This is a genomic window from Lysobacter capsici (genome assembly GCF_018732085.1).
Taxonomy (GTDB): domain Bacteria; phylum Pseudomonadota; class Gammaproteobacteria; order Xanthomonadales; family Xanthomonadaceae; genus Lysobacter; species Lysobacter capsici_A.
The window spans coordinates 920,546-947,086 of record NZ_CP076103.1 but is presented as its reverse complement, the minus strand read 5'-3'; the positions used below and the strand labels follow the sequence as shown (position 1 = coordinate 947,086).

Annotated in this window: 23 protein-coding genes and 1 pseudogene; 9 read left to right on the top strand and 15 right to left on the bottom strand. The window is 68.0% G+C overall.

Annotated elements, in window-relative coordinates; genetic code table 11:
* Window positions 1–11 precede the first annotated feature (11 nt).
* From KME82_RS03850 to KME82_RS03835, 4 genes are read right to left on the bottom strand one after another with little or no spacing between them, the layout of a single operon-like run.
* Window positions 12–494 (bottom strand): hypothetical protein, encoded by a 483-nt coding sequence (locus KME82_RS03850; protein WP_215497352.1) that lies wholly within the window; start codon window positions 492–494, stop codon window positions 12–14.
* Window positions 491–1,837: a phosphatase PAP2/dual specificity phosphatase family protein gene (locus KME82_RS03845; RefSeq protein ID WP_215497351.1), complete on the bottom strand. Its 1,347-nt coding sequence runs from the start codon at window positions 1,835–1,837 to the stop codon at window positions 491–493. Before KME82_RS03845 ends, KME82_RS03850 begins: the two co-directional genes overlap by 4 nt.
* Window positions 1,834–3,594: a bifunctional alpha/beta hydrolase/class I SAM-dependent methyltransferase gene (locus KME82_RS03840; RefSeq protein WP_215497350.1), complete on the bottom strand. Its 1,761-nt coding sequence runs from the start codon at window positions 3,592–3,594 to the stop codon at window positions 1,834–1,836. Before KME82_RS03840 ends, KME82_RS03845 begins: the two co-directional genes overlap by 4 nt.
* Window positions 3,594–4,238: a CDP-alcohol phosphatidyltransferase family protein gene (locus KME82_RS03835; RefSeq protein WP_215497349.1), complete on the bottom strand. Its 645-nt coding sequence runs from the start codon at window positions 4,236–4,238 to the stop codon at window positions 3,594–3,596. The genes KME82_RS03840 and KME82_RS03835 overlap by 1 nt, the downstream gene beginning before the upstream one ends.
* A gap of 273 nt (window positions 4,239–4,511) precedes the next feature.
* On the opposite strand from KME82_RS03835, the gene purH reads away from it, so the two are divergent.
* From purH to purD, 3 genes are all read left to right on the top strand, one after another.
* Complete coding sequence (gene purH, locus KME82_RS03830; RefSeq protein ID WP_215497348.1) at window positions 4,512–6,098, top strand: bifunctional phosphoribosylaminoimidazolecarboxamide formyltransferase/IMP cyclohydrolase; 1,587 nt, start codon at window positions 4,512–4,514, stop codon at window positions 6,096–6,098.
* A 58-nt stretch (window positions 6,099–6,156) separates the two neighbouring features.
* A complete protein-coding gene (locus KME82_RS03825; RefSeq protein ID WP_215497347.1) occupies window positions 6,157–6,936 on the top strand; it encodes a hypothetical protein in 780 nt (259 codons plus the stop codon).
* Window positions 6,937–7,228: 292 nt separating this feature from the next.
* On the top strand, window positions 7,229–8,530 hold the full coding sequence (purD, locus tag KME82_RS03820) for a phosphoribosylamine--glycine ligase (RefSeq protein WP_215497346.1): 1,302 nt from the start codon (window positions 7,229–7,231) through the stop codon (window positions 8,528–8,530).
* 370 nt (window positions 8,531–8,900) lie between these two features.
* On the opposite strand, the gene KME82_RS03815 is transcribed toward purD, so the two are convergent.
* Complete coding sequence (locus KME82_RS03815) at window positions 8,901–10,403, bottom strand: FAD-dependent monooxygenase (protein ID WP_215497345.1); 1,503 nt, start codon at window positions 10,401–10,403, stop codon at window positions 8,901–8,903.
* Window positions 10,404–10,942: 539 nt separating this feature from the next.
* Window positions 10,943–11,224, bottom strand: coding sequence for a hypothetical protein (locus KME82_RS03810; RefSeq protein ID WP_215497344.1), 282 nt, complete (start codon window positions 11,222–11,224; stop codon window positions 10,943–10,945).
* 178 nt (window positions 11,225–11,402) lie between these two features.
* On the opposite strand from KME82_RS03810, the gene KME82_RS03805 reads away from it, so the two are divergent.
* The 6 genes and pseudogenes from KME82_RS03805 (at window position 11,403) to KME82_RS03780 (ending at window position 16,452) form a co-directional block, all read left to right on the top strand.
* The gene (locus KME82_RS03805; RefSeq protein ID WP_215497343.1) at window positions 11,403–11,789 is read left to right on the top strand and encodes a hypothetical protein; all 387 of its coding nucleotides are present in this window, start codon (window positions 11,403–11,405) and stop codon (window positions 11,787–11,789) included.
* A 181-nt stretch (window positions 11,790–11,970) separates the two neighbouring features.
* Entirely contained in the window at window positions 11,971–12,342 is a 372-nt protein-coding gene (locus tag KME82_RS03800; RefSeq protein WP_252255617.1) for a hypothetical protein, read from the top strand.
* 294 nt (window positions 12,343–12,636) lie between these two features.
* Window positions 12,637–13,182, top strand: a pseudogene (locus tag KME82_RS03795) (mechanosensitive ion channel domain-containing protein); the annotation flags it as partial.
* Between the two features lie 375 nt (window positions 13,183–13,557).
* Window positions 13,558–15,456, top strand: coding sequence for an MFS transporter (locus KME82_RS03790; RefSeq protein WP_215497340.1), 1,899 nt, complete (start codon window positions 13,558–13,560; stop codon window positions 15,454–15,456).
* A gap of 208 nt (window positions 15,457–15,664) precedes the next feature.
* The gene (locus KME82_RS03785; RefSeq protein WP_215497339.1) at window positions 15,665–16,003 is read left to right on the top strand and encodes a CD225/dispanin family protein; all 339 of its coding nucleotides are present in this window, start codon (window positions 15,665–15,667) and stop codon (window positions 16,001–16,003) included.
* A 23-nt stretch (window positions 16,004–16,026) separates the two neighbouring features.
* Window positions 16,027–16,452 carry a DUF2752 domain-containing protein gene (locus KME82_RS03780; RefSeq protein ID WP_215497338.1) on the top strand — a complete coding sequence of 142 codons (426 nt, stop codon included), beginning with the start codon at window positions 16,027–16,029 and terminating at the stop codon, window positions 16,450–16,452.
* Window positions 16,453–16,497: 45 nt separating this feature from the next.
* On the opposite strand, the gene KME82_RS03775 is transcribed toward KME82_RS03780, so the two are convergent.
* From KME82_RS03775 to KME82_RS03735, 9 genes are all read right to left on the bottom strand, one after another.
* The gene (locus KME82_RS03775; RefSeq protein ID WP_215497337.1) at window positions 16,498–19,350 is read right to left on the bottom strand and encodes a TonB-dependent receptor; all 2,853 of its coding nucleotides are present in this window, start codon (window positions 19,348–19,350) and stop codon (window positions 16,498–16,500) included.
* Window positions 19,351–19,444: 94 nt separating this feature from the next.
* The gene (locus KME82_RS03770) at window positions 19,445–20,452 is read right to left on the bottom strand and encodes a FecR family protein (protein WP_215497336.1); all 1,008 of its coding nucleotides are present in this window, start codon (window positions 20,450–20,452) and stop codon (window positions 19,445–19,447) included.
* Entirely contained in the window at window positions 20,449–21,162 is a 714-nt protein-coding gene (locus KME82_RS03765; protein ID WP_332484294.1) for an RNA polymerase sigma factor, read from the bottom strand. The genes KME82_RS03770 and KME82_RS03765 overlap by 4 nt, the downstream gene beginning before the upstream one ends.
* A gap of 408 nt (window positions 21,163–21,570) precedes the next feature.
* A complete protein-coding gene (ampE, locus tag KME82_RS03760; RefSeq protein ID WP_215497335.1) occupies window positions 21,571–22,497 on the bottom strand; it encodes a regulatory signaling modulator protein AmpE in 927 nt (308 codons plus the stop codon).
* Window positions 22,498–23,096: 599 nt separating this feature from the next.
* Complete coding sequence (nudC, locus tag KME82_RS03755) at window positions 23,097–24,074, bottom strand: NAD(+) diphosphatase (RefSeq protein WP_252255616.1); 978 nt, start codon at window positions 24,072–24,074, stop codon at window positions 23,097–23,099.
* Window positions 24,071–24,445, bottom strand: coding sequence for an iron-sulfur cluster insertion protein ErpA (gene erpA, locus KME82_RS03750; RefSeq protein ID WP_036108848.1), 375 nt, complete (start codon window positions 24,443–24,445; stop codon window positions 24,071–24,073). The genes nudC and erpA overlap by 4 nt, the downstream gene beginning before the upstream one ends.
* A gap of 57 nt (window positions 24,446–24,502) precedes the next feature.
* Complete coding sequence (locus KME82_RS03745; protein ID WP_252255615.1) at window positions 24,503–25,321, bottom strand: DUF6776 family protein; 819 nt, start codon at window positions 25,319–25,321, stop codon at window positions 24,503–24,505.
* A gap of 31 nt (window positions 25,322–25,352) precedes the next feature.
* Window positions 25,353–25,778 (bottom strand): bactofilin family protein, encoded by a 426-nt coding sequence (locus tag KME82_RS03740; protein WP_215497334.1) that lies wholly within the window; start codon window positions 25,776–25,778, stop codon window positions 25,353–25,355.
* 4 nt (window positions 25,779–25,782) lie between these two features.
* The gene (locus tag KME82_RS03735) at window positions 25,783–26,517 is read right to left on the bottom strand and encodes a DUF6776 family protein (RefSeq protein WP_215497333.1); all 735 of its coding nucleotides are present in this window, start codon (window positions 26,515–26,517) and stop codon (window positions 25,783–25,785) included.
* Between the last annotated feature and the right edge of the window lie 24 nt (window positions 26,518–26,541).

Here is a 26,541-nt window from a genome sequence, read left to right as displayed (position 1 = left end):
CCCCGTTTCGCTCATAGCCACACCCGCCCATAGGCCGCGACCAGCATCGCCAATTGGGCCAGCAGGCACAACGCCTGATTGCGCAGCAACCCACGCGCGCCGCGCCAGCGCGCCGGCCAGTCGCGACCGGCGCGGTCGCGCGGCAACAGGCCCAGCGCGATCAGGCTCGCGTCCAGACGTTGCGCGGCGTGCATGCCGGCGTTGGCGCCATCGCCGTGGTCGGCCAGCGCGGCCAGGAGCTTCGCGTCGAAATCCACCCGCAGCGCGTAATACAACTGCGCCAGCCCGGCGCACAGGCTCAGCAGCAACCACGCCGGCATGGCATCCGCGCCCGCATCGGGCCACACCAGACCCAGCAAGGTGGCCGCCAGCACGATCAGCGAAGCGCTGCGCAGATGCCGGCCCTGCGCCAGCAGCGAGGCCATCGCGCGCAGGTCGAAGGCCGTCGTCGCATCGGGGTTGCCGTTCGGCGGTGGCGTTTGCGTATCGCTCATGCGGCGTGTCCATCCGGAACCTGCGTGCGCGCCGTCGCCGCTTCACGCGTCATCAAGCCCAGCGCGCGCCGATGCCGGTCGCGCAGCACGATCGCCGGCCGCGCCTTGCGCAGGATCGCGATCGCCTCGTCCACCGTGACCGCGCGGCCGCTGTGCAGCAGCCAGGCCGCGACCACGGCCGCGCTGCGCGAATAGCCCAGGGCGCAGCAGACCAGAATCTCGCCGTGCCCCCGCATCGATTCGATATCGATGGCGGCCGCGCGCAACTGCTCGGCGCTCGGCGCGACCAAGTCCAGCATCGGCCGGACCACGTCGCCCGATCGCCACGACCGCAACGGCAACTCCGCGCTGACATCGACCACCCGCGCATAGCCGTCGCGTTCGCCGCGGCCGGGCACCCGGCCCAGCCAGACTTCGTCGATCACCCACACCGGCTGCGGCGCGTTGCGCGTCCACCAGCGCGAATTGAGCCACGCGCCCAGCAGATACGGCGCATACAGCCAGCACGCCGCCGTGCTCAGCCGGCCTTCGTCGCGTTTCTGGAAGCCGCCCGCGCCGAGCACGGCGTAGTTCAGCGCCACCAGCAGCAACGACAGCGCCGGCCACAGCAACCACAGGCCGATCCCGCCGAACGCGATCGCGGCATACGCGCACGCGCCAGCGCCGGCCAGATAGATCAGCGCGAGCTTCCAGCGCTGCGGATCGCGCGCGAGCGCCGCGTGCCGCCACGGCGCGGCGGCGCGTTCCGGCCACAGCCACACGCACAGCCAACCGGCCAGCACGCCGGTGGGCAAGTCGATGAAGTGATGCTGATAGGTGGTCAGCACCGATAGGCCGATCAGCGCGAACCACAGGTGCAACATCCAGCGCCACACGCCGTTCAAGTGCTGGGCGAAACGCACCCACAGCACGATCAGCAGCACGATGTGCAGCGACGGCGCCTGGTTGAACGGCTTGTCGAAGCCCAGCAGCACGTCGAACAACCAACCGAACACGCCGCCCGTCTCCGGTCGGGTGAAGCTGAAATGCAGCGGGAACAACAGGAAACACGAGATCGCGACGACCTGCGCGCTCAGCAGTCGCAGCGCCTGGGTATCGAGTTCGCGCCGGTCGCGGCAGACGAACAGCGAGATCCCGTAGAACACGTCGATCGACCAGTACGGCACGATCGTCCAGGCCCAGAACGGCATCGCCCGTTCCCAGTCGAACACGATGCTGGGTACGTCGACGCGCGCGGCCGCGACCGAGTTGGCGTAGCCGTAGCTCAGAAAGAACAGCGGCCCGAGGAAGATCAGCCACAGCAGCGCCCGCCCCCACGGACGCCGCGCGGTCGCAGCGGTCATGCGTCGACCCGCTGCGCCAGCGATACGGTGAAGATGCCCCAGGCGTCGATGCGCTGATCGATCTTGACGAAGCCCGCCGCGCGCACCAGATCGTCCATCTCCTGCTGGCTGCGCCGACGCATCACCCAGGCTTCGCCGCCGCGGTGGCTGGTCAGCGCGCGGGCGATGAACTCCAGTTGCGGATGCCAGGGCTGGCCGGTGTAGACGATGAAACCGCCCGGCGGCACCGCCGCGGCCAGGCCTTCGAGCGAGCGCCGCACCAGCGCGTTGTCGGGAAACAGCTCGTACAGGCCCGACACCACCGCCAGGGTCGGCCGTGGATCGAGCGCGGCCAGCGCGTTGCGGTCGAACGCGTCGCCCTGGTCGAAGCGCGCGAGCGCGCCGGCGCCGAGGGTGTCGATCAAGGCGCGGCCCTTGTCGACGTTGAGCTCGCTGTAGTCGCGCAGGCGGATCGAATCGGCGTGCTCGTTGCCGCCGGCCAGCGCTTCGAGCGCATAGCGACCGTGACCGGCGGCGATATCGACCGCATGCACCGGCATCGACGCCGCGCGCAGGCGCGTCATCGCTTCGCGCAGCAGTTCATGCATATGCAGGCGGCGCACGCGGATGCCGCGCCAGCCGATCGCGTCGAGGTAGTTGCGATCGATCATCCGCCCCAGCGGCCCCTTGCCGCGCGCCTCGTCGCGGTAGACGTAGTCCAGGCTGCTGCCCGAGTCGAAGCCGGTGTCCAGGCCGAGCTTGATGCCTTCGGAGAACTTGCCGCCGAAGCGCAGCCCGGCGCGGGTGAAGCGCCAGCGCAGGTCGGCCAGCGACCAGCGCTCCGGCGGCCACGAGAGTTTTTCCGATTCCTCGAAGCTCGGGCCGTGCCGGTGCGCGTCGAGCAGATCGGCGCGGCGCAGCGGTTCGGCGAAACGCGCCTGCACGAACGCGCGGATGCGGTTGATCGCGGCGGCCCGGCCCTTCTCGCCCAGGGTGTCGTGATAGAACCCTTGCAGCAGATGGCGTTCCTTGATGCTCGATCCCAGGCGCTCGTAAAACCGGTCCTGCGGGCCGCGATGCACGACGAAGTCCGAACCCGAGACCAAGAGTTGCGTCGGAACTGTTATAGCCTGCGCGTCAGCCACAATACGGTCTGAAGCCTCGTACAAGCCCAGCAACACCCGCACCGAAATAGGCCGGGTGATCAGCGGATCGGTGCGATAGCTCTCCACGCGCTCCGGATCATGCGTCAGCCACTGCGGCTTGACGTAGCTGTTGACGAAGAAATTGCCGCGCAGCTTCTGCATCAGCTTCAGGCCCGGCACCGCCAGCGGCACGTACAGCTTGACCTTGAACGCCGGCGAGGCCAGCACCAGCGCGCGCAGGCGCGGCGCGTAGTCGTGGACCCAGGTCGCGGCGACCACCGCGCCGACGCTTTGCGCGATCAGCGCGGTGTCTTCGACCGATATGCCGTGGCTGGCGCCGATATGAGCGACGAAACGGTCCAGATCGCGCACCAGCGCGTCGAAACCGGGCGCATCGCCGCGCTCGCCGGGCGAGCGGCCGTTGCCGCGCGCGTCCCAGGCGAAGAAGTCGACATCCTCCATGCCCAACTCGGCGACCAGATGCTGGACCCGGCCGGAGTGCTCGTGGCCGCGATGCAGCAGCACGATCGCGCGGCGCGGCTGGCCGGCGACCGGCGCGCTCGCGGGCCAATACCGATAGAACAGCGAGGTGCCGTCGAAACTGGCGAACTGGCGTTCCTGTACTTCCCTCATCAACCTTCTCCCTGTTGCGTTACTGCGGCATCCTGCGCGGCATCATGCCGCAAACCGGCGCGCACGCGGCGCACCACGGTCAACACGCACAGCACGCCGGCCACGATCAAGATCAGTTCCGCGCCGCGCGCACCGATCCAACCCAATGCAAGCAACACCCCCAGCAGACCGACCACGAACGCGCGGTCGCTCTTGCCCATCGGCCCGTCGTAGCGGCGCGGCGCGCCGATCATCGGCCCGAGCACGCCGGCGTATTCGGTCAGCGCCGCCAGCAGCACGAACGCCAGCAACGGCGCCGGATGCAGGCCGGCCACCGCGAACAAGGCCAGGTACAAGGCGCTGTCGGACACCACATCGCACAGTTCGTTGAGGTAGGCGCCCAGCCGCGACTGCTGGCCGAACTCGCGCGCCAGCATGCCGTCGATCGCGTTCATCGCCATGCGCGCGAACATCCACAGCGGCAGCAGCGCGAACAGCCACGGCCGCATCGGCGCGCCCCAGTACACCAGCGCGGCCACGCCGAGCGAGACGACCGCCGCGGCGGTGGTGACCTGGTTGGCGGTGACGTCCAGCGCGTACAGGCGCCGCACCAGCGGCCGCAGCAGTCCCTGGAAGCGTCCTTTCAAAGCGTAGATCGAAGCCATTCCCTGTGCGTTCCCAAAGCCCTGGCGGGCATCGTCGATCAGCTTAGCGGCTGCGGACAACGATCGCGGTCCCCGTGCCCGCGGATGCGCGCGGTATCGAAATACTGGCCCGCCGGATCAGCGTGGCGGTGCCGGCAGCGGCCCCGCGGCGGCCTTGCGTCGCGATCGCGCGGGCCGCAGTGGCCGACGACGCGCGATCCGGGCCTGAACGGGCCGGCCCGGCGGCCCACCCCCGCTATAATTCCCGCGCCCTTCCGCTGCCCCCTTCCCCGAATGACCTCCGATACCTCGACCGGCGCGCCGGTTCGCATCCGCCGCGCCCTGCTGTCCGTGTCCGACAAGACCGGCCTCCTCGAACTTGCCCAGGCCCTGGCCGCGCGCGGGGTCGAACTGCTGTCCACCGGCGGCACCGCCAAGGCCCTGCGCGACGCCGGCCTGGCCGTGCGCGACGTGTCCGAGGTCACCGGCTTTCCGGAAATGATGGACGGCCGGGTCAAGACCCTGCATCCGCTCGTCCACGGCGGCCTGCTCGGCCGCGCCGGCACCGACGACGCGGTGATGGCCCAGCACGGCATCGCCGCGATCGACCTGCTGGTGCTGAACCTCTACCCGTTCGAGAAAGTCGCCGCCAACCCGGCCAGCCGTTTCGACGACATCATCGAGAACATCGACATCGGCGGCCCGGCGATGCTGCGCTCGGCGGCGAAGAACTTCGCCCGCGTCGCGGTCGCGACCGATCCGGCCCAGTACGCCGGCCTGATCGAGGAATTGAACGGCAACGACGGCGCGCTCAGCGGCAAGACCCGCTTCGCCCTGTCGGTGGCCGCGTTCAACCGCGTCGCCCAGTACGACGCCGCGATCAGCAACCACCTCTCGGCGATCGCCGAGGACGGCAGTGCGCAGGCCTTCCCGGCCCAGCACAACGCCAGCTTCGTCAAGGTCATGGACCTGCGCTACGGCGAAAACCCGCACCAGCTCGGCGCGTTCTACCGCGACGTGAACCCGCTGCCCGGCACCCTGGCCACCTTCACCCAGTTGCAGGGCAAGGAACTGAGCTACAACAACCTCGCCGACGCCGACGCGGCCTGGGAATGCGTGCGCCAGTTCGAAACCCCCGCCTGCGTGATCGTCAAGCACGCCAACCCCTGCGGCGTGGCGCAGGGCGTGGCCTGCGGCGACGCCTACGAGTTGGCGTATGCGACCGACCCGACCTCCGCCTTCGGCGGCATCATCGCCTTCAACACCCGGCTCGACGCCGCCACCGCCAAGGTCATCCTCGACCGCCAGTTCGTCGAGGTGCTGATCGCGCCGGACTACGACGACGCGGCGATCGATTACGCCAAGAAGAAGGCCAACGTGCGCGTGCTGCGCATCGCGCACGGCGACGGCCGCAACTTGCAGGACATCAAGCGTATCGGCTCGGGCCTGCTGGTGCAGAGCGCGGACCTGCGCGAAGTCGGCCGCGACGAGTTGAAAGTGGTCAGCAAACTCGCCCCGACTGATGCCCAGCTCAGCGACCTGCTGTTCGCCTGGCGCATCGCCAAGTTCGTCAAGTCCAACGCCATCGTCTATGCGCGCGACCACCGCAGCATCGGCATCGGCGCCGGCCAGATGAGCCGCGTGGTCAGCGCGAAGATCGCCGCGCTCAAGGCCGAGGAAGCCGGCCTGGTCGTGCCGGGTTCGGTGATGGCGTCGGATGCGTTCTTCCCGTTCCGCGACGGCATCGACGCCGCGGCCGCGGCCGGCATCCAGGCGGTGATCCAGCCCGGCGGCTCGATGCGCGACAACGAAGTGATCGCCGCCGCCGACGAACACGGCCTGGCGATGGTGTTCACCGGCGTGCGTCATTTCCGTCATTGACCTCGAGGGTGGGCGCGGCCGCGATCGCTTCGGCGGTCGCGGCGGCGCTTGATCGCTTATGTCCGATCCTTCTGATTCCGACTCCTCCCAGCCCGGCACTTCCAAGTCAGGTGCCTCGGGGTCAAGGGCCGAGCTCGATGTTGCGACCGGCCTGAGCGGCCGGCCGTCGTTGGGCCGCAACCTCGGCCGTTCGATCGCGCGCAAGCTCACGGTGATCGCGGTGTTGCTTGTGGTGATGGCGATCTGGGGCGCGTGGCAGTACACGCGCCGGCAGGCGGTCGACAGCGAAACGCTCGGCGACTACCGCATCGACGGCGCGTCGGTCGCGGTGCTGGTGGTCGAGCCGGACGTTTCGCTGGAGATCGGCGCCGGCCTGCGCCGCGACTACACCGTGCAGGTCGCGCGCGCACTGGCCAAGCGCTTCGGACAACTGGGCTACACCACCCGCGACTACGCCGCGCGCAGCGACGAAGAACGCTTCGGCCAGACCGCCCGCGCCGCCGATCGCAACGCCGCGGCGCAGTACCAGACCGACACCCTGCACCGCCTGCGCGAATTCAACGCGCCGGTGCTGCGGGTCGCGCTGCAGGACCTGCAGTACGACGGCCGCATCGTCAGCGAGCAGCACTACCGGGTCGAACTGCTGGACCCGAAGACCCTGCAACCGTCCTGGCGCGCGACGCTCACCTGGCGCGAAGGCCGTTCGCAATCGATCGCCTTGCTGTGGCATCTGCGCAAGAACCGGCTGCCGCCGCCGTTGTGGGACAGCCTGGCGGATCTGGCGATCGAGCGGATGCGCAAGGATGGGGTGATCGTGTCCGGGTCGGCGATCCAATAATCCAAGTTGCGGCTGCGACATCGTGATCGCGACGCACGCGAAGTGTCGCAGTCGCGGCTCGCGCCGCTCCTACAGTCGGACTTCGCGGCTACAACCGCGCCCTGCAGGAGCGGCGCAAGCCGCGACCGCGCCACCTCGCCCACGTCGCATCCCCGATGCCCGACACGCAACCCACACCCGACACCCACCGGCAACGGATCACCACCCGACGCTCAACCCCACCCCGCACTCGCGTAAAATCCCGAATCCGCGTATTCCACGCCATCGCGGCCCGTCGTGGCCAGGAGCATCCATGAAAGTCCTCGTCATCGGTTCCGGCGGGCGCGAACACGCGCTGGCCTGGAAGCTCGCCCAGTCGCCGCGCATCGACGAAGTGCTGGTCGCGCCCGGCAACGCCGGCACCGCGCACGAAGGACGCTGCCGCAACGTCGCCGTGGCCGCCACCGACATCGACGGCCTGCTGAAACTAGTCGCCGACGAAAACGTCGCGCTGACCATCGTGGGCCCCGAAGCCCCGCTCGTGGCCGGCGTGGTCGATCGCTTCCGCGCCGCCGGCCTGCGCATCTTCGGACCGACCGCCGCCGCCGCCCAGCTCGAAGGCAGCAAGGCCTACGCCAAGGACTTCCTCGCCCGCCACGGCATTCCGACCGCGTACTACGCCGTGCATACGCAGGTCGACGCCGCGCTCGCCTACGTTCGCGAGAAAGGCGCGCCGATCGTGGTCAAGGCCGACGGCCTGGCCGCCGGCAAGGGCGTGATCGTGGCGATGACGTTGGACGAAGCCGAAGCCGCGGTCACCGACATGCTCTCGGGCAACGCCTTCGGCGCGGCCGGCGCGCGCGTGGTGATCGAAGAATTCCTCGACGGCGAAGAAGCCAGCTTCATCTCCATGGTCGACGGCAAGCACGCGCTGCCGATGGCGACCTCGCAGGATCACAAGCGCGTGTTCGACGGCGACACCGGCCCCAACACCGGCGGCATGGGCGCCTACTCGCCCGCACCGGTGGTGACCTCCGAGGTGCATGCACGCGTGATGCGCGAAGTGGTGATGCCGACCGTCGACGGCATGATCGCCGACGGCGTGCCGTTCACCGGCTTCCTCTACGCCGGCCTGATGATCGACGCGCACGGCGCGCCGAAAGTCATCGAATTCAACGTGCGCTTCGGCGACCCGGAAACCCAGCCGGTGATGCTGCGCCTGGACTCGGACCTGCTCGACCTGGTCGAAGCCGCGCTCGACGGCAAGCTCGACATCACCCAAGCGCAATGGAACCCGCGCCCCTCGCTCGGCGTGGTGATGGCCGCGGCGAACTACCCGGACACGCCGAAAGCCGGCGACGTCATCCACGGCCTCGACGCAGCGCAACCTGCGCACGCGAAAGTCTTCCAGGCCGGCACCCAGCTCGGCCCGAACGGCGACGTGCTGACCGCCGGCGGCCGCGTGCTGTGCGTGTGCGCGCTGGGCGACGACGTCGCCCAGGCCCAGCGCGAAGCCTACGCCGCGCTGGCCAAGATCAGCTGGGACGGCGAGTTCCACCGCAACGACATCGGCTGGCGCGCGATCGAACGCGAACAGCAAACCACAAAGTCTTAAGCGCCCCATCGCTACGTAAAACGGAACGGCCGGAAGAGCACCCGCTTTCCCGGCCGTTTCGTTTCTCCCTGTAGGAGCGGCGTCCTACTGGATTTCCTTCGGTCACAAGCCGCGACCGCGACACCCCAAATACGACGCAAGCGCGATGCCGAGGTCGCGGCTCACGCCGCTCCTACCATCGCTACCGCCCATGCGCAGCCGTCTCGTTTCCCCCTGTAGGAGCGGCGCAAGCCGCGACCGCGGCACCACAGATACGACGCAAGCGCGTTGTCGCGGTCGCGGCTCACGCCGCTCCTACAGTCGGCACCGTGCCCTGCGCGTTTGCCCGAGCCCGCAGGCCCGGGACGCATCGGCCAGATTTGCCGCTCCGCTACACCACCGCAGCCGGCCCGAACCACTCGGTCAACGCCTCCGCCAACCCCTGCCGGCCTCCCTCGCCGACCCACGCCACATACCCGTCCGGCCGAACCAACACCGCCGTCGGCGCAGCAACCACGCCAAGCGCAGGCAACTCCCACGTCCCCGCGTACTCGGCCTCGACCGCCTGAACCCGATCGGCCCAACCCGACAGATCGAAACCACCCACGCCGCCAAAATCGATCAGCACCGGCCGCGCACCATGCAGCAAACGGTAGACCCGCAACGGCCCCTGCGCAGTCACCAGATCGAGATCCGGCATCCGGCGCCCAAGCAACGCATGCCCCTCGCCGAAGTCGTAGCGGATATCCAACCCCGTCATCATCGCGGCGAATCGCTTGTACGGCTCCTCCATGCCGAGCAACTCGGCCACCGTGTCGCGCAACGCCGTCGTGCGCGCATCCGCCGGACGCAGCGCCGTCGATGCCATCGTAGTGCGCAGCACCCGCGCCGCGACCGGATGACGCTCGGCGTGATAGCTGTCGAGCAGACTGTCCGGCGAGGTGCCCTTGACCACCTGCGCCAGCTTCCAGCCCAGATTCATCGCGTCCTGCACGCCGGTCTGCAACCCGTGCCCACCATCGGGCGCATGCACATGCGCGGCATCGCCGGCCAACAGCACGCGCCCGCTGCGATACGTCGCCGCCTGCCGGCTCACATCGGTGAAACGCGAAATCCAGATCGGACTGTGCGCGCCGTAATCCGTGCCGCACGCCGCGATCAACGCCCGGCTGAGATCGTCCAAGGTCGGCTCATCGTTGGTCGTCGCGACGCTCGCCTCGGTGACCATCACCTTGATCGGCCCCTCGTCCTTGTAGATCACCTGGCCGTCGCGGATTTCGTACTCGGTCCGCCCGAACGCATGCACACCCAGATCGCTGCGATGCACGCCCAGTTCCGGCGTCTGGGTCATCTCGACTTCGGCGATCAGGCTGCTGATCGTCGGGTCCCAGCCCGGGAAATCGATACCCGCGATCTTGCGCACCCGGCTGCGTCCGCCGTCGCAACCGATCAGGTACTGCGCACGCAAGGACTTGCCGTCGGACATCACGATGTCGACCCCGCTGTCGTCCTGCGCGAACCCCATCACCTCGCGTTCGCGATAGAACGTCACCGGCAACTCGCCGACCCAGCCGGCGAGAATGCGCTCGATATGGTTCTGCCACAGCCCGAGCCCGTAGTTGTGCCGGGTTGGAAACGCGCTGATGTCCAGCTTGACCCCGGCGAACCCCGCGACCTGCGCCTTCTGCCCCTCGGCGAGAAACCGATCGACGATCCCGCGCTGATCGAACATCTCCAGCGTGCGCGCATGCAAGCCGCCCGCGCGCGAACCGGCCAGCTCCTGCGTGGCGCGCCGCTCGACCACCGCGACATCCACCCCCGCCAACGCCAACTCGCCCGCCAGCATCAACCCGGTCGGGCCGCCGCCCACGATCACCACCGCATGCACGTTCATCGCCACGCTCCCATCGCCATCGCGGCGCTCGCAACCCGAACCTCGCACACCGCGGCATCGACCGCCTGCGACCGCTTCGAAACCGCCGCCGCACCCTCAACCCACCTGCGTGCCCCACCCTTCGACGACAACCTGCTCATCGCACCCTCCTGATCCACCGGCCAAGTCAGGTCGGCGATTGAGCACCACGCCCCGGGACTTGCCGCAAGCCCCCGGGGGAGTAAGATGTTGGTAGGGGCAGGGACCGAAGTGTTTGATCCCGGCTCGCCCCTCCCGGATGAACAGGCTCCCGCCCAGCTGCGGAGCGCCGCGAGCAGCGGCCCATTCGATCCGTTCAAATCCCACTCACTACTTGAATACGGCTGCCCAGGGCGGCTTGCGCCGCGTCGCTCTCGGCGGGACGCAACGGTATCTGAGTGACAAGCCCACACCCCCGCACGGCCCAAATCAAAACGGCCGGAAGAGCCTCGCTCTCCCGGCCGTCGTCTTTCTTATTGCAGCAGGAGCGGCTTGGCCACCCGGGCCATCAAGCAAACAGGCTAATGCACCGTCCTCGCTGCATCCTCAGCCACCGGCTGCAACGAAACCGCCACCTCCTCCAACTCCGCGATCTCCGCCTCCAGCGCGTCGTACAACTCGCCCTGCCGCGTCATCAATTCCTCGATTCGCTCGGCCTGCTTGAGCTTCGACAGTTCCCCATCGAACAGCAGCCACTGCGCGGTTAACTGCTCCACGTAGTTCTTGGAGTAGTGGCGCATTTCCTTGAGCTGACTCAACGTCGCATTGACGTGATCCAACGGCGTCTTGGTGTCTGCGGACATACCGACCTCCTCTTGCCAAGGTTGCGCTCAGGGTATCGAGGCGGAGCTGGCTGGAGCTGAAATACGTCGCGCATCAGGATTGTGAGAAAAGCCGGATATTCACCTGACGCCGACATTGGCGAACGCCGGAATCGGCCCATGGCAGAATGCTCGCAACTGCCTGAGACCAAACGGCCTATTGGCCCGAATTAACGACGTGATCGCCATGGGCCCCTTTCAAGACGAATGGACGGAATACGACGTCGAGGCAGTAATCGCGCGCGGCGTACCCGAGGAGCTTTTGTACGTCCCCATCGTGATCAGCATGGACCCGCCGGACTTCGCATGGGCTCAGGCGATCTGCATCTCGCTGGCATCGCATCCACATTTCAACGTCCGGGGCAATGCCATCCTGGGATTCGGCCATCTCGCCCGCACCTGCCGCCGCATCGACGCGGCGACCGTCATTCCCCTGGTGGCCGCCGCGCTGCAAGACGAGAGCGCCTATGTCCGGGGCCATGCGGATGACGCAGCCGGCGATCTGCTGCACTACCTGGATGTCCGGGTGCCTGGCTATGCGTCGTAACGCCGGCATGTTGCGATCGACACGCGAACCATGCGCCCACCCGCCGTCCCAGGGTGAATCGCGGCGAGGTCGAGATGCGCTCGCTCAACCCGGCTGCGTGGCGGCAAATCGGCCTTGAGCGCCCCTTCAATCCGTTGCCGCGTCGCCGACCGGCCGAGCTCAGACACCAATGCCAGGAACCATGCTCGACACCCTCCTGAAATCGCTCACCCACGCCGAGCTCACCTTCATTGCCGAAAGCGACTACGGCGTCGATGTCGAGCGGCATCGCGACGCGTTGAAACAGCTCATCGACGTGCAACACGGTGTGCTGACCCCGGGACAGCACTGGCATCCCTACGAAGTGATCGAACTGTGCGCGCACGCCTGGAAGCCGGGCCACGAGCGCGAGTTCACCGCCTGCACTTTGCTGGTGCTGCGCGCGGTGGCGACCGGCTTCGATACCGCCACCTGGATAGACGAGAAGTTTGAAGATCGCGCCCAGGACTACGACGCCCTGCCCACGCCCTTCAGGGACGCGATCCTGGAGGCGTACCAGGCAATCGAGCGATAGCCGTCTGCGACCGCCTGCGGCATTTCACGACGAGGGCTCTTGCAGATAACGGAACCGCCGAAGTCACGAGCACCGCATGTGCGTGCAAGCCGCGCCGGCCGCGAAGATCGGCTCACCGCCACCGTATCGCTATCGCAAGACAGACACGCCAGCAATTCGATCCGCGGTTTCGGAGCCATACCCCCGAGATCGCAATCCGACCCCACTACTGCCAACTCCGCCTTCGGCACGGTGCGCTAACCCCGGCTTTCGTACACTGCTCGGCCATATCCGCAGCCAGAGACCGAACCCATCATGTCCCCCACCATCGCCCAGGCCGCCTACATCGCCGCGAAACTCGGCGAAGCGCTGGCCATTCTGGCCGGGGCGTGGCTGCTGACCACGTTGTTGCGGCATCTGCTGCGGCGGCTGTCGACGCGTTACGACCTGGCGCCGGCGTTCGCGATCGGGGTGCGGCGGGTGTTGAACACGCTGATCTATATCGCCGCGTTGCTGTTGTTGCTCAATCGCTTGGGGATCGAGGGGTCGGTGGTGTGGACGACGTTGACCGGGTTCGTGGCGGTCGGCGCGGTGGCGTTCTTCGCGGCGTGGAGTGTGTTGTCGAATATTTTCTGCGCGTTGTTGATTCTGACCACGCGGCCGTTCCGGCTGTACGACTACATCGAGGTGCTGGAGGGCGGCGACAAGCCGGGGCTGCGCGGGCGGGTGGTCGATATCAATTTCATCTTCACCACGCTGCAGGAAAGCCATGCCAGCGGCGAGGACACGGTGTTGCAGGTGCCCAACAGTCAGTTCTTCCAGCGCAGTACGCGGCGCTGGCGGGAGGAGCCGCAGTGGAGCCGGGCGGCGCGGGAGAAGGCGGCGGAGGGGCCGCATGGGGCGGACTGGAAGGATGCGGCGGTGGGGTGAGGGCGTTGGGGTTTGGTTTTTTGGGAACGGGCTGGACCCGGGGTAAGAGATTTAAGAGCCAAAGCAAATCCCCCCTGCCCCCCTTTTTCAAAGGGAGGAAAAGCGAAAGCGGGGGTGGCGGAGATTGGGAGAGCGTTGGGGTTCGGCGGGTGATGTGGTCTAGGGCCACGCGTTGCCGGGGCTACTTTTGCGCTACCTCGCCTGCGCCGCTACACCGCGCCGGTGGGCTTTTGTTAGGCTCCCCACGCGAATCCTTCGCCCGAGACGCGCATCCACGCGCGGACCAGAAACGACAAGCAGGACGGCATGGCGCACAACCAGTTCGCGTTGCTCACCCAACGGCGGTTCCTGCCGTTCTTCCTGACCCAGGCCTTCGGCGCCTTCAACGACAACGTCTACCGGCAGGCGATCATCGGGCTGCTGTTCTACCTCGGCGTCGACGATGCGCAGCGCACGCTCTACACCAATCTCGCGCCGGCCTTGTTCATCCTGCCGTACTTCCTGTTCTCGGCCACCGCCGGGCAGATCGCCGAGAAGCTGGAAAAGCACAAGCTGATCCGGATCACGACCTCGATGGAGATCGCGATCATGTCGCTGGCCGCGGTCGGCTTCCTCACCCAGAACATGACGATCCTGCTGATGGCGCTGTTCGGCACCGGCCTGCAGTCGACGCTGTTCGGACCGGTCAAGTATTCGATCCTGCCCTCGGTGCTCAAGCCCGAGGAACTCACCGGCGGCAATGGCCTGGTCGAGATGGGCACTTCGATCGCGATCCTCACCGGCATGATCTTCGGCGGCTTGATCTTCACCCTCGCCGGCACCCACGGGCCGGTGGTCGCGGCGACCGCGATCATCGCGCTGGCGGTGACCGGCAACCTGGTCAGCCGGATGATCCCGCGCGCCGATGCGGGCGAACCGGACTTGAAGATCCAGTGGAACCCGATTCCCGAGTCGGTGAAGATCATGCGCATGACCCGCCGTCAGCCGGCGGTGCGCAATTCGGTGCTGGGCGTGTCGTGGTTCTGGTTCGTCGGCACGGTGCTGACCTCGCAGTTGCCCGGCTATGCGCTGACCAATCTCGGCGGCGATCCGACCCTTTACATCTTCGCGCTGGCGCTGTTCTCGATCGGCACCGGCGTGGGCTCGATGCTGTGCGAGCGGCTGTCGGCGCGCACGGTCGAAATCGGCCTGGTGCCGCTGGGCGCGTTCGGCATCAGCGCCTTCATGATCGACCTGTATTTCGCCCGCACCGGCGCGGCCACCGCGACCGGGCTGGACGTGGCCGCGTTCGTTCGCAGCGCCGGTTCGTGGCGGATCATGATCGACCTGGTCGGGATCGGCCTGTTCGCCGGTTTCTTCGTGGTGCCGCTGTTCGCGCTGATCCAGAACCGCTCGCCGAAGAACGAGTTGTCGCGCGTGATCGCCGGCATGAACATCCAGAACGCGGCCTTCATCGTGTCGGCGGCGGTGCTCGGCGTGGTCGTGCAGCGCTTCCTGCACTGGACCATCCCGCAGGTGTTCCTGGCGCTGGCGATCGCCAACGCGGTGGTCGCGATCTACATCTTCACGATCGTGCCCGAGTTCCTGATGCGCTTCCTGAGCTGGGTGCTGGTGCGCACCTTGTATCGCTTGCGCGTGTCGGGGGTGGAGAAGATTCCCGACGAGGGCGCGGCGCTGGTGGTGTGCAACCACGTCAGCTACATGGACGCGCTGATCCTCAGCGCGAGCATCCCGCGGCCGGTGCGCTTCGTGATGTATTACAAGATCTTCAACATCCCGGTGATGAGCTGGATCTTCCGCACCGCCAAGGCGATCCCGATCGCCGGGGCCAAGGAAGACCCCGAGGTGATGCGGCGCGCGTTCGAGGAAATCGACGCCGCGCTCGCCGACGGTCAGTTGGTCGGCATCTTCCCCGAGGGCGCGCTGACCCGCGACGGCGAGATCGCGGCGTTCAAGTCCGGGGTCGAGCGGGTGCTGGAGAAAAACCCGGTGCCGGTGATCCCAATGGCGCTGCGCGGCATGTGGGCCAGCATGTGGAGCCGCCGCAGCAATCGCGCCGAAGGCGGCTGGCTCGACCGCATGCGGGTGCCGCGCCGGTTCCGCGCCGGGATCGAAGTGGTCGCCGATCCGCCGCGCGACGCCGCCGGCGTCAGCGCGCAATCGCTGGAAGCGCAGGTCCGCGCGCTGCGCGGCGACCGGGCCTGATCGCCGCGCGGAGCGCCGTGCCGGCGGCGGCGCAAGTCGCCCGTCGCTCGCCGCCGATCGTCGCGGATTCCCGCAATCGGGCCGCAATCGGCCGCGTTTGGCACGTCCGGCCGCATCGCCGCGACGTGCCGTCGTCGCGACGCGCTGCTAGGATGCCCGCGAACGGTCGCCGCGTCGGCGACCGACGTTTGTCTTGGGGAAGGACACCATGAATCAGCCCATCAACACCGTTGCGCCCGCGCCCTATCCGACCTACCTGGCCTGGTCGATCACCGTCACCGTGCTGGGCCTGTGCTTCTGCTGCCTGATCGGCGCGGCGCCGGGCATCGTCGCGATCGTGTTCGGCAGCCAGGTCAACACCAAGTTCCAAGCCGGCGACGACGCCGGTGCGCGCAAGGCCTCGGAAACGGCCAAGATCTGGTGCTGGGTCGGTACCGCGCTGGTCGCGATCGGCATCCTGTGGACCATCGTGTCGTTCTTCATCAACGGCATGTCGTTCCTGTCGGAAGACTTCCTGCAGGAACTGCAGCGGGCGCAGTCGCGCTAAGCGCCTGCCTCATGGCGAGCGACATGCAGCGCGGCACCCACCCACGCCATCTCGCCCTCGCGGCGACCGCCACCGCCGCGCTCGCGACGGCGGCGGTGGGCGTGTGGGTGCTGCGCCGTTTCGATCCCAATGCCGCCGGCAGTCCGTTGCCGGCGTGCCTGTTCCATAGTTTCACCGGGTTGTACTGCCCGGGCTGCGGCATCACCCGCGCGCTGCACGCGCTGGTGCATGGCGACATCGCCCAGATGCTGGCGATGAATCCGCTGCTGCCGGTGTTGATGCTGACCCTGCCGCTGATCGTGCTGCACGGCCTGGGGTATCGGCTGCCGCTGCCGCGGCGCGTGGTCGCCGCGCTGGTCGACGGCAAGGTCTGGCTGGTCGGGCTCGGCGCGTTCTGGGTGCTGCGCAATCTGCCGTGGCCGCCGTTCTCGTGGCTCGCGCCGGGCTGAGCGTCCGGCGGTTCGCCTCGGGCCGGTTACGGCCGCGCCGCCATCTCAGAAGCGGTACACCGCACTGACCAGGTAATAACGGCCGACCGGATCGTCGTCGACGATGCTGTAGCCGCCGAAGCTGTAGTCGTAATTGACCGGCCGGCGATCGTTGAGGTTGCTGACGTTCAAACCGATCAGCCATTTGTCGAAGCCGCCGTAGGCCACATCGAACCCGACCAGGGTCGCGCTCGGCGTGCGGCAACGCCCGGGCTCATCGAGGACCACGCAGTCCTGGCCCGGCTGGATGCCGACCGTGGCGTGGCCCATGTAGCGCAGGTTGAGCGTGGCGATCCAGTCGCGATAGCTCCAGCGCACGCTGCCCAGCACGGTGTTGTTGGGCGTGCCGTAACCGGCGAAGTCGTATTCGGGTTCTTTCGGATGCAGCCGGCGCAGCAGGTGGCCCATGTAATGGCCGTTGATGCGGAACGACAGGTTGCCCCAGCGCTGGGTCTGGTGGCGGTACTCGGCGTCGATTTCCCAACCGCGCACTTCGGTGCTGCCGACGTTGTCGAGGTAGGTCTCGATCGTGTCCAGATAACCGTCGGCGTCGCGGATCAGGGCCTTGGGAAACAGGTCGGGCCGCGACGCGGCGTCGATCGCCAGGATCTCGTTGTTGCGGCGGATGCGGTAGCGATTGACGGTCGCGGTGAAGTCTTCGCTCGGCGTCCAGATCAAGCCCAGGCTGCGGCTGGTCGAGGTTTCCGGACGCAGGTCGGGATTGATCACCGCGCGCTGGACCACCTGGCAGTACTCGCCGTAATCGTTGAGGCACGGCTGGGTGGTGGGATCGGAGCGCACGAACGCCTGGCTGTCGACCACCAGCGGCCGGCGCAGCTCGGCCAGGGTCGGCGCGCGGTAGCCCTCGCCGAACGATCCGCGCAGGGCCAGCGAACGCAGCGGTTGCCAGCGCACGCCGAACATCGGCGAGATCTGATTGCCGTAGCCGGCGTTGCGGTCCAGGCGCCAGGCCGCGTTGACCCACAGCTTCTCGTGCAGCGGCGCGTTGAACTCGGCGTAGATCGCCGAGGTGTTGCGGCTGGCGTCGCGCGAGTCGGCTTCCTGGGCCAGCGCGATCTTGCCCTTGACGAAGGCGTCGTCGGGCCGGTTGCGCACGCGCTCGTGCCGCGCCTCGAAACCGGCGGCGACCTTGAGATCGCCGGCGGGCAGCGCGAGCAACGGCCCCTCGATGCTGCCCGAGACGGTGTCGAGCACCACTTCGCCGCCCAGGGTGGTGCGCGGCGAAATCGCCGCGAGCACCTCGGGCGGGTTTTCCTCGCTCTTGCTGAAACGGAAGGTATTGACCGCAGGTTCGCCCTGGGTGCCGAACAGCGCCGATTCGTCGATCAACCCGTCGATGCGGTTGACCACCTTGTTGCGCCGGCGCGACAGGCTGACGTCCCACTCCCACTTGCCGCGATAGCCCTTGACGCCGGCGGTGTAGTCGCGGGTGGTGGTGACGGTGCGGTTGCGCACCGGGCCCAATTCGGAAAACCAGTAATTCAGGCGCAGGGTCGGAAACGGCTTGAACGCGTCCGGGTGGCCTTCGGGCAGGCCCACCGAGGCGTAGAACGGCGCGTTCTGCATCTCCAGGCTGACCCGGGTCGCGCGCAGGTCGGCGTAGAACTCGGCGTTGTCGCCGAGCGGCTGGCGGAAGTGGGTGTAGAACGCGTTGCTGGTGATGCCCGGCTGCAGGCTCACGTAACGCGGGACGTCGAGGCTGCACGCGGCGCTGTCCTCGACCGCTTCGCCCCCCTCGCAGCCGGGCGCCGGCGCGACGACGAAGTTGCCGAAGGTAAAACCCGACGGCACGCGCAGGTCGCGCTGGCCGTCGAAGCGCTGGTCGAGCGTGCTCCACTTGCGCTGGCTGCCGATCAGCGGATTGCGGGTGTAGTGATCGATGCTGACGAAGATGCTGCCGTCGCCGGGCGTGCGTTCGCCGAAGCTGGCGTAGGAGCGCTGCTGTTCGGCGTCGCCGCGCTGCGACACGCCGAAGCTGCCGCCGACTTCGGCGCCGCGGTAATCCTTCTTGAGGATGATGTTGACCACGCCGGCCATGGCGTCGGCGCCGTAGATCGCCGAGGCGCCGCCGTGGGCGATTTCGATGTGGTCGACCATGCTCAACGGAATGCCGTTGAGATCGGTCAGCGCGCCCATGTCGGTGGAGACCAGGCCGTAGTTGGCCATGCGCCGGCCGTCGACCAGGAACAAGGTCGCGCGCGGCCCCAGCGAGTACAGGCTGGCCGAGGCCGCGGCGGCCGAAGGCACCTGGGTCGCGCCGCCCTCGGTGGCGACGTTGCGCGGATGGTGGCCGGTCATGCCCGGCATCAGCCGCAGCAGGTCGAACAGGGTCTGGTGACCGCTGGCGCGGATCTGTTCGTTGGTGATCAGGGTCAGCGGCAGCGAGCTTTCGAAATCGGCGCGGCCGATACGCGTCCCGGTTACATGGACCGTGTCCAGTTCGGTCGGCACCGGCGGCTTGGCCGCGGCCATCGGCCTGGCCGCCGGTATCGGCGGCGGCAGCGGTCGCGGCGGTCGCGGCGAGGCCTGTAGCAAGTAAACATTGGGCTTTACGGCTACCGCGGTGAGGCCGGTGCCCTCCAGCAGACGGGCCAGGCCCTCGCGCACCGAGCCCGCGCCGCGCAGGCCGCGGCTGCGCCGACGCGCCACCAGGGCCGGGGAATAGGAGATCTGCAGGTGATGCCGACGCGCAAACTCGTTCAGCGCGTCATCGAGCGCGCCGGCCGGGATGTTGTAGCCATCGGCTGGAAAATCGTCGGCAGCGGCCGGGGAGGCCCCGGCTTGCGACGCAAACGTCAGCGCGACGGAAACGATGAACGCATAGGAAATCTTGGCCATCCACCAACCGCATCGATCAGGCTACTGCTGAACCCATACGCCCCCTGTATGCAGGCGCTGTCCAACCATAGCATCGCCGTGGCGGCCAGGGGGCTCAGCCCGACTTGCGATGGAGCACGATTTCGCCGCCCTGGCCCTGCTCGGCGCGCAACGACCAACCCTGCTCGAGCGCCTTGAGCAAGGACGCCTGATCGCCGATGTGGAACACGCCGCTGATGGTGATCTCGCCCAGCGCCGGTTCGGCCAGCAGCAGCTTGGTCGAGGAGTAGCGATTCATCTCGGTCAGCAGGGTGTCCAGGCGGCTGTTCTTGAACACCAGATCGCCGGTCGGCCAGGCCTGGGCGACGTTGAGATCGAGCGGCTCGGCCGGGGTCATGCGCCCGCTGCGGTCGTAGCTGATCTGCTGCCCGGGATTGAGCGTGCTGCCGACCTGGGCCACGCCGCTGGACACGATCACCGAGCCTTCGATCAGGCCGACGTTGATCGAGTCGGCGTGCTTGCTGACCTGAAAGGTGGTGCCGATGTCACGGATCACGCCGTCGCCGGCCTTGACCGAGAACGGACGCGCCGCATCGGCGGCGACCTGGAACTGGACCCGGCCGCGATCGAGTTCGATCTCGCGGCGGTCGTCGCCGAAGCGCGCGACGATCGCAGAATCGGTGTCGAGCATGATCTGGGTGCCGTCGGCCAGGCGCAGCGAACGCTGCTCGCCGATCGCGGTGGCGTAGTGCTGGACGATCGGTTCGCCCGGCGCGCGCAGCCAGTTGACCCCGACCACGGTCGCGACCAGCAGCGAGGCGACCAATGTGGTCGGCACCCACCAGCGCGAGCGCGTGGTGTCGCGCCCGGTTGCGCGCCAGGCGATGCGCGCGGCGGCCTGCAGCAGTTCGTCGTTCTTCAGTTGCGCGGCGGCCTGATGCGCGCGCTCGGCCTCGACATAGGCGAGCACGTGCCGCGGCGATTCGTCGAGCCAGCGATCGAACTCGGCGCGGTCGTGCGACGTGCATTCGGGCGAATCCAGCAGCGCGACCCACGCGCTGGCGCGGTCGTCGTCGGAGTCGGCGGAATGGTCGGCCGTGGATGTGAGCAGTGTGGTCTTCATGGTTCTTGCAAGCTCTCGTAGCCGCTTTCCTTCATACGCACGCGCAACAGCGCGAGCGCCCGGCCGATATTCTTCTCCACTGCCTTTACAGAAATACCGCAGTGGCGAGCGATTTGCGTGTAACTCATTCCATTGATGCGATTGAGCAAATAAATCTGCCGGCTGCGCGTGGGCAATTGCATGATCGCCGCGCGCACCAGCGCCAGTTCCTGCTCGGTGGCCACGCGTTGATCGTGCGCCGGCTCGTGCGACGGCAACGCGTGATAGTCCTCGTCCAGGCTCACGTGCTCGGGCGCGTGGCGGGTCTTCTGACGCCGGCCGCGATCGTTGAGCGCGTTGATCGCGATGCGGTACATCAGGATCTTCAAGGCGTCGGCCGGCTGGTCGCGATAGCGCAGCATGCGCATCATCGTTTCCTGGGCGATGTCCTGCGCGTCCTCGTGCGAGGCGGCGGACTTGCGCAGAAACGCGATCAGCGGCTCGCGGTGCTCGCGCAGGAACACGACGAAATGATCGTCGCCTTCGCGCGTCGCCGCGGGCTGATTCGCCGCTGAAGATTCCTGGCCTACGTCCACTTTCGCCCACGTCGCGGTCACCTGCTTCGATACTAGCCCAGCCGGCGCCGGGGATTGAACGAAGCCAAGGCCGTCATGCGCGGCGATTGCCGGCGCAAAACTGGCATGGATCACAGACGTGAAGCGATTGCCCAAATCGAATCCTCCGCAAGCGTGATGGCGCATGGACGCGAGGCGACCGCTTACGCGATGCGCGGGGCTCAGTTCTTGGTCGCTGGACTCCCGTGCATGCGTAACCGGCGCTTCTTCGTCGCGATTGCCGCTTTCTGGCTGCTGTGACGCGAACGCACGCGCGAACGTGCGAACCGGTTCCGGCACTCCGCGGCGCGCGGGCCCTGTCCAACCCCCTGCGACAGGACAACCGTTCGACGCCGGGGTGGCCGGGGACGGACGGAGTCGCGCGGCTCGCGACTTGCGCGGAACCTGACCTACAAACGCAGGCGGCGCGGCGCCTCCCTACCCCGTCCATGCGGCGGCGTTGGGTTTCCGCTCAGGCGGTCTCAATTCGGCGATGCGAGGTCGGCGCCGCGCGGCGCCGAGGGGTCAGGCGACGAAGCCGGCGATCACGAACAGCGCCAGCACCGCCAGCCACACCAGCAGGCTGCGCCAGACCAGACTCATCGCATCGCGCAGCTCGGGCACTTCGGCCGCGACCAGGGCGGTGCCCGAGCCGGGCAGGGCCGGCGCGGCGACCCCGGATTCGTCGACGTAGTCGGCGGCTTCCTCGGCCAGTTCGCACTTGACGCTGGCGCGCCCGACCGCGCCGAGGAAGCGGTTGTCGAGATTGAAGCGGGTGCCGCCGGCCTCGCGCCAGGCGCCGAGCACGGTGTCGAAATTGCCGACCAGGGCCAGCGCCAGGGTCAGCAACTGCGCGACCGGCCAGTCCAGCAGGGCCAGCAGCGTGTGCGCGCCGGCGCGGGTTTCGCCGGGCAGGTGGCGCGAGGCGTCGCCCTCGGCGGCCAGCGCGACCAGGCGATAGCCCAGCGCGCCGATCGGCCCGAGCAGCAGGAACCAGAACAGCACGCCGAACCAGCGCCGCAGCGCGCTGCGGAACACCGCTTCGACCAGCGAACCGCCGTCGAGGAGCGGGGTCGCGCCGTCGGGCCACAGCTTGGCCGCCGCCTCGCGCCGCGAGGCCGGGTCGCGCGCCGAGGCCAGCGCCTCGACGTCGAGATCCAGGTCGCGCGGGCCCCAGGCGTAGAACAGGATGAAGATGCCGAACACCAGCCCGCCGAGCCCGATCAGGGGTTCGTCCAGCGCCAGCTGGAACAGGCCGACCGCGAGCAGCGGCGGCGCCAGCGCGATCAGCAGGCCCCAGCGGCCGCGCCAGAAGCTGCCTTCCGGAAAGCGGCTGTCGATCCAGCGCAGCCAGTCGCTGTACCAGCCGTAGTGACGCACCGACGCGGCCAGCGACTGCGCGAGATGGCCGAGCACGAGTGCGACGACGGCGGCGATCAGCGTGACGGACATCGGGGCGACGCTCCTGGCGAGGCGAAGAAGGCAAGCATCAAACTCTCGCGATTCTAGCGCGACCGCGTGCAGGCGCGGTCGCGGGCCCATGGCGTCTCGACGAGGATCATGTCGAGACCTTGCTGCGTGACACGGCTTGCCGTGAAGCCCGTGCGTGAGGACCAAGCCTTCGGTTGGCCCGCTTTTGATTGGTTCGCCTGCTTTTTGTCGGCCGGCTTTTGTCGGAAGCCAGCTTTATGTGGGAGGCCGGCTTTTGTGGGAGGGGCTTAAGCCCCGACGCTTTCGGCTCAGATCGCGACACACCTACCCACAGCGAACTTCATCGATATCGGATCGAAAAGCGTCGGGGCTGAAGCCCCTCCCACAAAAGACTTCGGACCTTTGCGGCGTTTTGGATCACCGCTCACCCAAGCCGCTCTCATCCGAGCCATCCTCATCAGAACGCACCGACTGAGCCGACCACGCAGGTTCCATCACCGGCACGATACGCAGCCTCGGCCGCAGCCGGCAGCCGGCAGCCGGGAGCATCAAGATCAGGATCGGAATCGTCGCAATCGGCCTGGGAAATCAGTCAATCCAACACACCGCCCACGCACGATTCAACGCCCCGCGCGTTCCTCGGCGGCCACGCGCCAATGCTCGATCAGCCAGCGCGAAATCGAAATGCTGGGCGACAGCAGCGGGCCGTCGTCGTCCGCGGGGGGAGCGGCCTCGGCCGAAACAGACGGCGCGGCCGCCTTGCGTTCGCCACGCGCCGCCGCGGCGCGGATTTCATCGAGGGTGAACCAGCGCGCTTCTTCGAGTTCGTCGCTGACCTGCGGCGCATCGGGTTCGGCAAAGGCGGCGAAACCGAGCATCAGCGCGCTGGGGAACGGCCACGGCTGCGAGCCCAGGTACTGGCAACTGCGCACGCGCACGCCGGTTTCTTCCAGCACCTCGCGGGCCACGGTCTGCTCCAGCGATTCGCCGGGCTCGACGAAGCCGGCGATCACCGAATACCGCTGCGCCGGCCAACCGGCCTGGCGACCGAGCAACAGGCGCTCGCCGTCGCTGACCGCGACGATCACCGCCGGGTCGGTGCGGGGGTAGTGTTCGGTACCGCATTGGCTGCAACGGCCGGTCCAGCCGGCGCGGGCGAAGGCGATTTCGCCGCCGCACACGCCGCAGTAGCGATGCCGGCTGCGCCAGTGCTGCAGCGCGCGGGCCTGGGCGAACACGCTGGCGTCGAGCAAGGGCCACTGCGCGGCGGCGCGGCGCAGATCGACCCGGCGCGGCGCCTGGAACGCGACCAGCTCGGCTTCGATCGCGAACCAGCCCTGCCCGTCCGCCGCCAGTCCCAGAAAAATCGATGCGCCGGTGCCGCCCGGGCCGTCGGTGAGCTCATGGCCCAGCGGCGCGAGCAGATTGTCGTCGTCGTCGGCATAGGCCTGGCCGGAGGCATCGAGCACGATCACCCGCGCCTGCGGCCACAACGCCGCCAAGGCCTGAGGTTGATCGCGCAGATGATCGGCCCGGTCCAGCGCCGCGCGCCAGGCCGAATCGGCTTCGACGAACGCGAAGGCTGGGGCCGTACTCACACGCCGAACGAGGAACCGCAGCCGCAGGTGGTCTTCGCGTTCGGATTGCGGATCACGAACTGCGAACCGTGCAGGCTCTCGGTGTAGTCGACTTCCGCGCCCATCAGGTACTGCAGGCTGAGCGGATCGACCAACAGGGTCACCCCGTCGGTCTGCACGGCCAGGTCGTCCTCGCCCTGCTGTTCGTCGAATTCGAAACCGTACTGGAAGCCCGAGCAGCCGCCGCCCTGGATGTAGACCCGCAGCTTGAGGGCGTCGTTGCCTTCTTCGGCGATCAACTCGCGCACCTTGCCGGCGGCCGAGGAACTGAACTGCAACGGCCGATCCAGCGACTGGTAGCCAGGCGCCGCGGTGAGAGTAGTGGTTTCCATGACGAAAGGATGAGGGCCGCGGCCTTCGCATTCAAGCGCGCCAGACGAACACAGCAATCAGCTGCCGGGATTGCCGGCGCCCGCGGCGCCGGCCGCAGTGTCGCGGGTGGCGTCGGCCCAGCTGAAGGATTGCTCGACCGCCGGCCCCGATTGCGGGGTCAGCCGCACCGTGACCCGCACCGGGGTCAGGCCCTGCGGCACGAACACGTCGCCTTCGATCTGTTCGAAGTATTTGAACGAGTACGCCGTGCCGGGCGCGCCCGGCTGCTGGCGCAGGTCGGCCCAGGCCAGTTTTTCGAGTTTGCCGGCGCGGGTGCCTTCCAGGGCTAGGGTCAGCCGGCCGGCGCTGACCGCGCCGCGGTTGAGGTTCTGGGTCAGGGTGGTGGTGAAGTGCCAGGCCGAGGGCGCGCCGTCCTGCGGCTGCATCTTCAACGCGTGGACGGTGAGGCCGCGGCGCTGGCCGGTGGCGCCGACCAGGCGCTCGTAGAAGGCCACGTCGGCGCGCAGGCCGGCGATTTCCTCGTCGCGCTCGGCCAGGGCGCTTTGCAGGTCGCGGTTGGCCTGGCGGCTGATCGCGTCGGAGCGGCCCAGGGTGGTCACCCGCTGGCGCAGTTGCTCCAGTTCGGCCTGCATCTGCCGAGGGCTCAGGGCGGCGCCGTCAGCGGACGGCGGCGGCGGGGTCTGCTCCGGCTGGGTGACGGAACGCCACACGCCCCAGGCGCCGAAGGCCAGGGCCACGGTCAGCAGCACGGCGGCCGGGATCCGCCACGGGTGACGGCCGTCGCCGGCGGGCGCGGGCGTGTCCACGGGCGCCGCCGGGCCGGCGCTTACCGGTTCGGCGGAAGTCGGCGCGGACTGGGAAGATTCTTCGCTCATCCGCACCGTCTGGGGGCTGGGGCGTTCGCCCTCAATCCATCAGGGCGTCGGCGGTAATCAGGGCTTCAGGCGCCGGCAACGCAGCGGCGGACTCTGCATGGATCAGACGGCCTGTGAGCTGGGAACCGGCCGTCATCTCGACCACCCGGTAATGCACATTACCCTGGACCCGCGCCTTGGCCGCCAGTTCAACCCGCTCGCTGGAATACACATCGCCGGTCAGTTCGCCGTTGATGATCACCACGGGCGCGCGCACCTCGCCCTCGATGCTGCCGTTCTCGGCCAGGGTCAGGCTGGCCGGCTGGCCGTCCAAGGCCACCAGCTTGCCGACGATGCGGCCTTCGATATACAGCCCGCCGCTGAAGTGCAGGTCGCCGCGGATCACCACCTGCGGGCCGATCATGGTGTCGACCTGGCCTTCGCGCAGTTGGGTCGGTTTGCTGTTGGTCTTGAACATCGTCTTAAGTTTCCCCGTTTACGGTGACGCCGCTCTTCCAGGCGAAGTGCTGATCGATCGAGGCGTTCTCCCCGCGCAGCGAGATGCGCACGCGTTGCGGAGTGAACCCGGCCGGCAGCATCACGCTGCCGTCGACCTGCTGGAAGTAGCGGAAGGAATAGTCCTGGGCGGGCGCCTTGGACTTCTGGTGCAACTCGTCCCAGCCGATCGCGGCCAGCTTGCCGCCGCGCACGCCTTCGACCTGGAACTGCAGCCCCCCGCTGCTGACCGCTCCGCGGTTGAGATTCTGGGTCAGGACGATCTGGTAATGCCAGGTGCCGCCGGTTTCGGGCTTGAACTCGACCGAATGCACGTTGAGCCCCTTGGCCGGCGCGGTCGCGCCGACCAGGCGTTCGTAGAAGGCGACGTCGGCGCGCAGGTCGGAGATTTCCTCCTCGCGCTGGGCCAGCGAGCCCTGCACCTGCTTGTTGGCGGCGCGGCTGATCTGGTCGGAGCGCTGCAAGGTGGCTTCGCGCTGGGCCAGCCGGTCGAGCTGGTTCTGGCGATCGCGCAGCTCGCGCTTGGTGGTCTCCAGCTCGGCGGTCAGCTTGGGCAGCCTGGGCGCGGCCAGCGATTGCGACCACAGCCAGGCCACGATCAGCGACAACGCCCACACCACGCCGACGGCGGTCCAGATATAAGGGCGCTTGTCCGGCTGCTGCTGGACGATGACGAAACGCGGCGGCGGGGTTTTGGCCATGCTCGAAACGACGGCTCACACCGC

Excerpts from the sequence above, each read along its gene's own strand:
- KME82_RS03850 (WP_215497352.1), bottom strand. The coding sequence starts at position 494 with ATGAGCGATACGCAAACGCCACCGCCGAACGGCAACCCCGATGCGACG.
- KME82_RS03845 (WP_215497351.1), bottom strand. The coding sequence starts at position 1,837 with ATGACCGCTGCGACCGCGCGGCGTCCGTGGGGGCGGGCGCTGCTGTGG.
- KME82_RS03840 (WP_215497350.1), bottom strand. The coding sequence starts at position 3,594 with ATGAGGGAAGTACAGGAACGCCAGTTCGCCAGTTTCGACGGCACCTCG.
- KME82_RS03835 (WP_215497349.1), bottom strand. The coding sequence starts at position 4,238 with ATGGCTTCGATCTACGCTTTGAAAGGACGCTTCCAGGGACTGCTGCGG.
- purH (WP_215497348.1), top strand. The coding sequence starts at position 4,512 with ATGACCTCCGATACCTCGACCGGCGCGCCGGTTCGCATCCGCCGCGCC.
- KME82_RS03825 (WP_215497347.1), top strand. The coding sequence starts at position 6,157 with ATGTCCGATCCTTCTGATTCCGACTCCTCCCAGCCCGGCACTTCCAAG.
- purD (WP_215497346.1), top strand. The coding sequence starts at position 7,229 with ATGAAAGTCCTCGTCATCGGTTCCGGCGGGCGCGAACACGCGCTGGCC.
- KME82_RS03815 (WP_215497345.1), bottom strand. The coding sequence starts at position 10,403 with ATGAACGTGCATGCGGTGGTGATCGTGGGCGGCGGCCCGACCGGGTTG.
- KME82_RS03810 (WP_215497344.1), bottom strand. The coding sequence starts at position 11,224 with ATGTCCGCAGACACCAAGACGCCGTTGGATCACGTCAATGCGACGTTG.
- KME82_RS03800 (WP_252255617.1), top strand. The coding sequence starts at position 11,971 with ATGCTCGACACCCTCCTGAAATCGCTCACCCACGCCGAGCTCACCTTC.
- KME82_RS03790 (WP_215497340.1), top strand. The coding sequence starts at position 13,558 with ATGGCGCACAACCAGTTCGCGTTGCTCACCCAACGGCGGTTCCTGCCG.
- KME82_RS03785 (WP_215497339.1), top strand. The coding sequence starts at position 15,665 with ATGAATCAGCCCATCAACACCGTTGCGCCCGCGCCCTATCCGACCTAC.
- KME82_RS03780 (WP_215497338.1), top strand. The coding sequence starts at position 16,027 with ATGCAGCGCGGCACCCACCCACGCCATCTCGCCCTCGCGGCGACCGCC.
- KME82_RS03775 (WP_215497337.1), bottom strand. The coding sequence starts at position 19,350 with ATGGCCAAGATTTCCTATGCGTTCATCGTTTCCGTCGCGCTGACGTTT.
- KME82_RS03770 (WP_215497336.1), bottom strand. The coding sequence starts at position 20,452 with ATGAAGACCACACTGCTCACATCCACGGCCGACCATTCCGCCGACTCC.
- ampE (WP_215497335.1), bottom strand. The coding sequence starts at position 22,497 with ATGTCCGTCACGCTGATCGCCGCCGTCGTCGCACTCGTGCTCGGCCAT.
- erpA (WP_036108848.1), bottom strand. The coding sequence starts at position 24,445 with ATGGAAACCACTACTCTCACCGCGGCGCCTGGCTACCAGTCGCTGGAT.
- KME82_RS03745 (WP_252255615.1), bottom strand. The coding sequence starts at position 25,321 with ATGAGCGAAGAATCTTCCCAGTCCGCGCCGACTTCCGCCGAACCGGTA.
- KME82_RS03740 (WP_215497334.1), bottom strand. The coding sequence starts at position 25,778 with ATGTTCAAGACCAACAGCAAACCGACCCAACTGCGCGAAGGCCAGGTC.
- KME82_RS03735 (WP_215497333.1), bottom strand. The coding sequence starts at position 26,517 with ATGGCCAAAACCCCGCCGCCGCGTTTCGTCATCGTCCAGCAGCAGCCG.